Source organism: Streptomyces mexicanus, from assembly GCF_902506575.1.
Taxonomy (GTDB): Bacteria; Actinomycetota; Actinomycetes; order Streptomycetales; family Streptomycetaceae; genus Streptomyces; species Streptomyces mexicanus.
Genome location: NZ_LR732604.1, coordinates 1 through 4,919, shown reverse-complemented (window position 1 = coordinate 4,919; position 4,919 = coordinate 1). Strand labels below are relative to the sequence as shown.

The 4,919-nt window shown below is 62.6% G+C and carries 5 protein-coding genes; 1 reads left to right on the top strand and 4 read right to left on the bottom strand.

The genetic code is table 11. From position 1 onward, the window contains the following. Positions 1-207 precede the first annotated feature (207 nt). Positions 208-975: a DUF4097 family beta strand repeat-containing protein gene (locus GV126_RS33090; RefSeq protein ID WP_159674752.1), complete on the bottom strand. Its 768-nt coding sequence runs from the start codon at positions 973-975 to the stop codon at positions 208-210. A gap of 889 nt (positions 976-1,864) precedes the next feature. Between GV126_RS33090 and GV126_RS33085 the strand changes: the two genes are divergently transcribed. Next, on the top strand, positions 1,865-2,089 hold the full coding sequence (locus tag GV126_RS33085; RefSeq protein ID WP_185947829.1) for a winged helix-turn-helix domain-containing protein: 225 nt from the start codon (positions 1,865-1,867) through the stop codon (positions 2,087-2,089). 334 nt (positions 2,090-2,423) lie between these two features. Here GV126_RS33085 and GV126_RS33080 read toward each other — a convergent pair whose 3' ends face one another. The 3 genes from GV126_RS33080 to GV126_RS37535 all read right to left on the bottom strand — a co-directional run bounded on the left by GV126_RS33080 (position 2,424) and on the right by GV126_RS37535 (position 4,377). Continuing rightward, positions 2,424-3,128 (bottom strand): hypothetical protein, encoded by a 705-nt coding sequence (locus GV126_RS33080; protein ID WP_159674750.1) that lies wholly within the window; start codon positions 3,126-3,128, stop codon positions 2,424-2,426. Between the two features lie 75 nt (positions 3,129-3,203). Next, positions 3,204-3,407, bottom strand: coding sequence for a hypothetical protein (locus GV126_RS33075; RefSeq protein WP_159674748.1), 204 nt, complete (start codon positions 3,405-3,407; stop codon positions 3,204-3,206). Between the two features lie 709 nt (positions 3,408-4,116). Beyond that, on the bottom strand, positions 4,117-4,377 hold the full coding sequence (locus GV126_RS37535) for a helix-turn-helix domain-containing protein (RefSeq protein ID WP_159674746.1): 261 nt from the start codon (positions 4,375-4,377) through the stop codon (positions 4,117-4,119). Positions 4,378-4,919: the final 542 nt, after the last annotated feature.

The following is a 4,919-nucleotide window of genomic DNA, read 5'->3' as shown; positions in this document are numbered from 1 at the left end:
GGGGGGGGGGGGGCGGGGGGGGCGGGCGGGGGCCGGGCCGGTCGGGGGGACCGATGAGGCGCGCCGGGGGCGCGCGGACGGCGCGTACGGCGCGTGCTGGTGCCCGGGTGTCGCCGGTGTGGCCGTCACGTCCCTCTCACTCCCGTGCTGAGTCCGCCCTGCGTGGTGTTCATTCTCCCACCTGTACAGGACGAACACACGGGCCGGTCAGTTCGCCGCGGTGACCCTGATCGAGCCGTCGGCGGTCCGCGCGGAGACGAGGTGCGGGCTGGAGTCGTCGCGGGGCACCGAGACATGGGTGGAGCCGTCGTTCGTCTTCGTCGTCACCCGGTAGGCGGCCCGGGGCAGCGTGACGCTCACGGAGCCGTCGGAGGAGCGGGTGCCCACCCGGTCCGGCACGGCGGCCAGTTCGAGGTGGACCGAGCCGTCGGCGGTGGTGGCCCGCACCCGGCGCGAGGACACCTCGGCCCGCACCGAGCCGTCGTCGCTCCTGAGCTCCAGCGGGCCGCTGGTGTCGGTGACGCGCACCGACCCGTCGGCGGTGCGGATGGTCAGCGGATCCCGGAAGCCGTGCGCGCGCACGCTGCCGTCCTGGTCCTGGACCCGCACGGAGATCCCGCGGGGCACCTCGACGCGGTGCCGCGCGGAGCAGTCGGCGACGATCCCCGAGCACTTCAGCCGCAGCACGAGCCGGTCGTCCTTCATGGCCCACGTCACATGGGGGTCCTCCCCGATGAGGACGGAGCCCGAGAACCAGCGGGTGACCTCGACGGTGCCGGCTGTGACCCGGTCCGAGGCGACGACCTCCAGCGCCGAGTCGTCGGAGTCCACGGTCAGGGTCCGCCCGTGGAGGGCGAAGCTCCGGTGCTCGGGGTGCTTGTCGTCCGCGGCGTCGCCGCCGCAGGCGGTAGCCGTGGCGACGAGGGCCACGGCGACGCCGGCGAGCGCGGCGCGGGCGAGAACGGTGCGGGTCATGACGGGCTTCCCCCTGTGCGGGCGACTGTGCGGACGACGGTGCGGGCGGCTGTGCTGACGGCGGTGCGAGCGGCGGCGCGGCCGGCGGTGCGATCGGTCACTGCGAGCGTAGGAAGGGCGGCCCGGGCGGAGAATCCGGCACGCTCCCGGACCCGGGGTGGGGATAACCCCCGGCGGCACCCACCCGGGGCCGGTCCGGTCCAGGACACGGCGAAGGCCCAGGTGCCTCGGGGGATTCCTGAGGGACCTGGGCCTTCGCCGTGTGTACCGCGTGTGTACCGCGTTGTCGTCCTGCGAGGGTCGTGCGACCGGTGGGCGCGGACGGTTTCGAACCGCCGACATCCTGCTTGTAAGGCAGTAAGCTTAGACAGGACTCTAACCAGGGAAGATGCAAGATCACAAGCCAGTTAGGGAACCTAGGCAACTACCCCAGACATCAGTGATGAAGCTGCCTCGGTACCTGGACACGAGAGACCCCCTGGCCATCGGCGTAGCCAGGGGGTCAGTCTCTGGTGTGGGGGCCGGCTGTCAGTCGTCTACAGGGATCCGTTCGCCCCGAACCTCAGCGACACCAACGACCGCCATGCAGGATTGTGCAAGGAAAGACAGAGCCAAGATCAGTTCATGCTTGGACACCCTGTCTTGTGCCGCTAGGGCCTTTGCCCGTTCAACGTCCTGTCTGGCAACGCGCAGGGCCTCTTCCTCGGCGTACTCCGCGAGGTCTGCCAGGATCCCGCCCGGCTGGTAGTACGCGGTACGCCCTGTCTCGTCTGCCGGCATCCGGTGTAGCTGCACTGTCACCCTCCCGCCATTTGTCACTCACTCTGTAGCAAGCCATTCGCGCATACCGAGCATAGCGCGGATGCGTCATCTAGCGCGGTGACCGAGCATGATCCGTATGGACGTAGCACAGCCACCATGGAGACGCATCGCTGCCGCGCTTGAGCAGCGGATAGCCGATGGCACCTACGCCTCAGGGTCACGCCTACCGGGGACCGTGCCTCTCAGCGTTGAGTTCGGAGTGGCACCTTCGACCGTGGCCAAGGCAGTGCAAGACCTCAAGCGCCGTGGCCTTGTCACTGCCTCCCCTGGTTGGGGAACGTTCGTCGTCTGACCCTTCCGGGCCCTGACGTCTCGCGTCTTGTCTGCCCTCTGAACTATTGATGTAGTTTCAGATGCCATCCATCTAATGCATGTCGGCTCTTGTTTCTGTGCTCCCGCTTTATATCTGCACAGACCGGGGGTAATGCGTATACACGCATTCGGTGAACCCGCCGGGAGCGCCTTCTCAAGTTTGTGTACGGGTTATGAAGTTCTGACCAGGATGCCAAAACAAACACGAAAATGGGGACCCCGATGCCGCCAAAACATCGGGGTCCCCGTGTGAGGTAACTACAGCGCGCAGCAATGACGCTGCAATCCCAGGGCATTCCTGGGAAGTCAGATTCTCAGCCGTCTAGGTCCACCAGGCCGCCAAGGTCGACCATGTCCACATTCATTGCCACGCCACCGACAAAGTGCAGGTTCCATGCGGACTTGTAAGTAAGCTTCCCGTCCTCGGTGAATTCGAGGACACCCGCGTATTCGTCACCATTGCGGTTAAGACCTCGGATCCATGCACTATCAACCTGGCCCATGGTAATCACATTGGTAATACGGTCGACGCTGGCCTTAAGGGCAGCCTGAGCACTGAGGAAGGCTTCATAAGCCTTGTCGTGATTGGCCTTGGCCTTACGAGCATTCTCCAGGGCCTGAGTAGCCAGGGCCGGAAGCTCATTGAAGACTGCGGACTCTGCCTCCTGCCGGCGGTCTTCCGCGGCCTTGTCGAGCAGAGGAAGAGTGCGTGCCACTTCCTCAGCCTTGGCGAGCACCGGAGCAAGGTAGGCATCCCGGTCAGTCAGAGGCTTCCCCTCGGCCACGGCCAGTGCGTCAAGCTGCTTCAGCTCACGTTCAGCGCGCACCAGGGCCGGCGTGTCCCCACCAACCCGCTTACCACCCCATGACCGCGAGTACTGCGGGATGTACTCCGCATTCTCTCGCCGGTAGGCGATGGCCCGTTGCTCTGCCTCGCGCCAGGCATCAATCACTTGCTGAGCCTTCCTGCTCAGCTTGTATCCAGTGAGGTTGATTCCACCGACAATACGATCAGACATGGTGAGACTCCTTGAGACAGTAGAGAGCTGCGAGGAAATAGAGCAGATTTGCAGTGAAGTAGAAGACAGCCACAATCACTCTCCCTTGCCAAGGAGAATGCTGTCCAACTGGCCATTGGCCTTTGCCCTGGCTACCTCCTGCCAACTCATGTTGTTAAGGTCATCCCAAGTGAGCTGTCCATTGTTCTTACGGTCGCTTTCCCTGGCCTCTGCCATACGACGTTGCACTTCCGCTTCAACAAGGTTGGCAACGTCAGACGGAGTAAGGTTGTTGTCCATGGTTAATTCCTCTCAGGCAGTCTGAAGCATGTTCAGGTAACGGGCCCCGGTACGGTCACTGACTCCGAACACCTTGGCCAGAGAGGACCCGGTAACCTTCTGTCCGGTGCAGTCGAGATTCTGCGCAGCTTCCCGGATAGCTGTCAGGGAAGGCTTAGAAGGGCCCTTGGAGCGCTTACCAGGGCGCAGCAGAGGAGTGGGAGCCTCGATGTCCTTAGAGGCGCTCTCAGAGCCGTTTACCGGCTTTCCGCGCTCATCCTGTCCCGGATCCTCGGAAGTGACATCTACTGTGTCTGTCTTGGGCATGGCTGCAAGGTGAAGCATGTGTGCGGCGGAGAGTGCCGGTACAGAGGAGACAGCAGCCACAAGCCAAGGGCCAGATTGGGTGTAGCCACTCGAAATAAGGTGTGCCACAACCTGACTCGCCATTGCCAGACCAAGAGCAACGGCAGACCCCGCAATGGCAGACGTCCTCCCCTTGTCACCCTTGTGTCGTGTCGCGGCAATAACCGCGGCACATACGGCGTAGAGAGACAGGACCAGAGGAGACAGGAACTCAAAGCCAGAGCTAAAGCCGGCAGAGCGAGCAAGCTCAATCTCTGCCGGTGCAGACATAACTAGGGAAGCCAGTAGGACCAGTGGCCGGCCCACAATGGCCGCGGCTCTGGCGTAGAAAGGTGTCGTGTTCATTGTCGTGTGTCCTTAACGTCTAGTTGTTCTCCAGGGCGTAGCGGATAGCGGCCCGTACATCAGGGTCAGTGACGCCAGAGAGAGCGTCTTCCAGAGGAATGCCAAGAGCCTTGGCCAACTTAATCTGATGAGACAGTGTGGGATTGGCTTCTCCAGCAAACCACTTCTGAGGAGTTGAGCCATATACCTGGCACGCCTTGGCTATCTGTCGGTACGTAATGCCTCGGACCTGTCGGATAGCGTTCCAGCTACCGCGGTCCCAGATACTTACCTTGGGCATTTGCAATCACCTTCCATGGTGTCGTGTGGAGTAAAAGGGGTATTGGACTGCATAAAAAATGACCCCGGCCCTCTGCACACGACAAACAGAGGACCAGGGCCAAGCGTCCGAGCAACCCAGGGCCAGAACTCGGATACGAGAGGGGAGAACACAGGGGAGCAGCCTGGAAGACGACCAGAGACAGATGATCCGGCTCTGTTTTCTTCTTCTAACCAAGACGTAGGTGTCACTAGAGGGGGGTTTGTGACCACAATGGGGGTTACAGATTGATAACGTCTACAAAATCCCTGGTCAGAAGGTGTCGTGTCGGCTGAACCGGCAGTGAGCGCAGAAGGCCCCGAGAGGGCCTGAGAGCAGCGCAGAGGACCGCAGACACCAGGGAGCAGCCGGCAGAGGCTCATACCGCAATACGGAGGAGCAATGCTCATGACTTGTGGATCGGTCTTCGGGACGGCACGCGAAGGGCGTACCTTCCCGAATGATCCTGTATCGGTCACCAAGTCAGGCCCGCGTTCGCAGCGCGGGTCGGGAAGGCACGCCCG

Bases quoted from the DNA above. Each gene is read 5' to 3' on its own strand.
- GV126_RS33075 (WP_159674748.1), bottom strand. From the start codon at position 3,407: ATGGACAACAACCTTACTCCGTCTGACGTTGCCAACCTTGTTGAAGCG.
- GV126_RS33085 (WP_185947829.1), top strand. From the start codon at position 1,865: ATGATCCGTATGGACGTAGCACAGCCACCATGGAGACGCATCGCTGCC.
- GV126_RS33090 (WP_159674752.1), bottom strand. From the start codon at position 975: ATGACCCGCACCGTTCTCGCCCGCGCCGCGCTCGCCGGCGTCGCCGTG.
- GV126_RS33080 (WP_159674750.1), bottom strand. From the start codon at position 3,128: ATGTCTGATCGTATTGTCGGTGGAATCAACCTCACTGGATACAAGCTG.
- GV126_RS37535 (WP_159674746.1), bottom strand. From the start codon at position 4,377: ATGCCCAAGGTAAGTATCTGGGACCGCGGTAGCTGGAACGCTATCCGA.